Source organism: Streptomyces sp. 8K308 (assembly GCF_004348315.1).
GTDB lineage: Bacteria > Actinomycetota > Actinomycetes > Streptomycetales > Streptomycetaceae > Streptomyces.
This window is the reverse complement of the sequence record NZ_SMKC01000584.1, coordinates 1-1,926: the sequence shown is the minus strand read 5'-3', so window position 1 is coordinate 1,926 and position 1,926 is coordinate 1. Positions and strand designations below refer to the sequence as shown.

Genomic DNA, 1,926 nt, shown 5'->3' with positions numbered 1-1,926 from the left:
TTGTAGGGTTCCGGTGGTCATGGCGGTGGGGAAACGCCCGGTTACATTCCGAACCCGGAAGCTAAGCCTGCCAGCGCCGATGGTACTGCATGGGGGACCGTGTGGGAGAGTAGGTCGCCGCCGGACAATTATTAGGTGTGTAGGGCCCGTTGGGAGACCAACGGGCCCTACACGTGTTTGTGTTGCGACCCGGCGGGCCGGGTGGAAGCATCGGCCGCATGGCGTACACCATCCGGCGTTCGTGCCGTGAGGACTGGCGGGAGTTCAGGCGGCTGCGGCTTGCCGCGCTGCGTGATCCCGTCGCGCCGGTGGCGTTCTTCGAGCCCTATGAGGAGGCCCTGCAGCTGACCCAGGTCGAGTGGGAGCGCAGGGCCGCCGGGCGCGGCACGGTCGTGTTCGTCGGGGAGGAGGCGAACGGGGCCTGGGCGGGCATGGTCGGCGTGTACCGGGAGCAGCGGTGGGCGCAGGTCGTCGGCGTGTACCTGTTGCCCGAGCACCGTGGCACAGGACTGGCGGCGCGCCTGATGTGGGCGGCGATCGAGTGGGCCGGCGGCCGTGAGGTGCGGCTCCGCGTCCACGAGGCCAACGCGCGGGCCGCCAGGTTCTACGCCTCGTTGGGCTTCCAGCCCACCGGTGTCCGGGACACCGACCCCGACGATCCGTCGTTCGGCGCCTACGAGATGGTGCTCAGGCACGCGTCTCGCTGATCCGGATCATGTTGCCTGAGGGGTCGCGGAAGGCGCAGTCGCGCACGCCATAGGGCTGGTCGATCGGCTCCTGGAGGATCTCGGCGCCCGTGGCGCGGATGCGCCGGTAGGTGGAGTCCAGGTCGTCGGTCGCGAAGTCGAGACGGCCCAGCATGCCCTTGGCCATCAGGTCGGTGATCGCCCGCCGGTCGGATTCGGCGGCGTCGGGGTTGGCGACCGGTGGTTCGAGGACGATGTTGACGCCCGGCTGGTTGGGGGAGCCGAGCGTTACCCAGCGCATGTCCTCGGCGCTGACGTCGTCGCGGATGTCGAGCCCAAGTGCCTCGTGGTAGAAGGCGATCGCCTCGTCGTGGTCGTCGATGGGGAGAAAGCAGTGCGAAAGGGTCAGATCCATGCGCCTTACCGTACGAGATCGCCGGGTTGGCGCGTGCGATGACGCGTGGACGGGATGGCGGCGTGGGCCCGGTAGCCGTCGTGGGTGTCAGTCGTCGGCGTCGACGACGGTCAGGCCGGGGTGGGCGGTGGCCAACTCGTCGACGAGGGCGCTGCGGAGGGCGGCGGTCTCGTACTGGTCGCCGATGACGTAGAGGGTGGCGCCCTCGCCGGCGAGGTTGTCGAGGGCGATCGTGTCGACGCGGCCCGGGGCGCAGGACTGTCTGATGTGCAGCTGGTCGAGGCCGCCGAGGGCGCGGCCGATGAGCTCCAGGGCGGCGTCGCGGCGGCCCGGGTGTGAGGTGAGGGCGCTCTCCAGCTCCATCGAGGCGCCGCCGGCGGCCCGCGGATGGGTGCGGAGGATCTTGCCGGGGGCGCCGGCCGAGCGGCCGCTCGACCAGCGGTGGACCTGCTGGATGGGCTCGCCGCCCAGGGCGGCGGCGTGCAGGTAGCAGCGGAGGATGGTCTCTGCGGTCTCGGCGTCGAGCCGGAAGACGGGTTCGGTGGGGCGGACGGGGGCGAGCAGGGCGGCGGCGCGGCGGCGCGCGACTGGCATGTCCTCGCAGCCGCGGTGGGGCGCCCAGCGCAGTCGGGTGGGGCTGTCGGTGGCGTGGCCCGGGTCGTAGACGTGGACGGGGCCGAGCTTGCCGCGTTGGCGTGCGGTCCTGGCCCAGAGCCGGCCGGTGGGGTCGACGACGACCAGGCCGGGCGGGGCCTGGAGGACGGCGGTGGCCCGGTCGGGGCCCGCGGTGGCCTCGACGACGGCGACGGCGGGCGGCTCGGGCTC

The 1,926-nt window shown here is 72.2% G+C and carries 2 protein-coding genes, 1 rRNA gene and 1 pseudogene; 2 read left to right on the top strand and 2 right to left on the bottom strand.

The window, feature by feature from the left end:
* Positions 1-9 precede the first annotated feature (9 nt).
* A 5S ribosomal RNA gene (gene rrf, locus E1265_RS35915) occupies positions 10-126 on the top strand.
* A 92-nt stretch (positions 127-218) separates the two neighbouring features.
* The gene (locus tag E1265_RS35910; RefSeq protein WP_132935130.1) at positions 219-707 is read left to right on the top strand and encodes a GNAT family N-acetyltransferase; all 489 of its coding nucleotides are present in this window, start codon (positions 219-221) and stop codon (positions 705-707) included.
* Here the strand turns inward: E1265_RS35910 and E1265_RS35905 are convergent.
* The gene (locus E1265_RS35905) at positions 688-1,101 is read right to left on the bottom strand and encodes a VOC family protein (protein ID WP_132935129.1); all 414 of its coding nucleotides are present in this window, start codon (positions 1,099-1,101) and stop codon (positions 688-690) included. The genes E1265_RS35910 and E1265_RS35905 overlap by 20 nt on opposite strands.
* An 87-nt stretch (positions 1,102-1,188) precedes the next feature.
* Positions 1,189-1,926, bottom strand: a pseudogene (locus E1265_RS37645) (type VI secretion protein); the annotation flags it as partial.

Excerpts from the sequence above, each read along its gene's own strand:
- E1265_RS35910 (WP_132935130.1), top strand. The coding sequence starts at position 219 with ATGGCGTACACCATCCGGCGTTCGTGCCGTGAGGACTGGCGGGAGTTC.
- E1265_RS35905 (WP_132935129.1), bottom strand. The coding sequence starts at position 1,101 with ATGGATCTGACCCTTTCGCACTGCTTTCTCCCCATCGACGACCACGAC.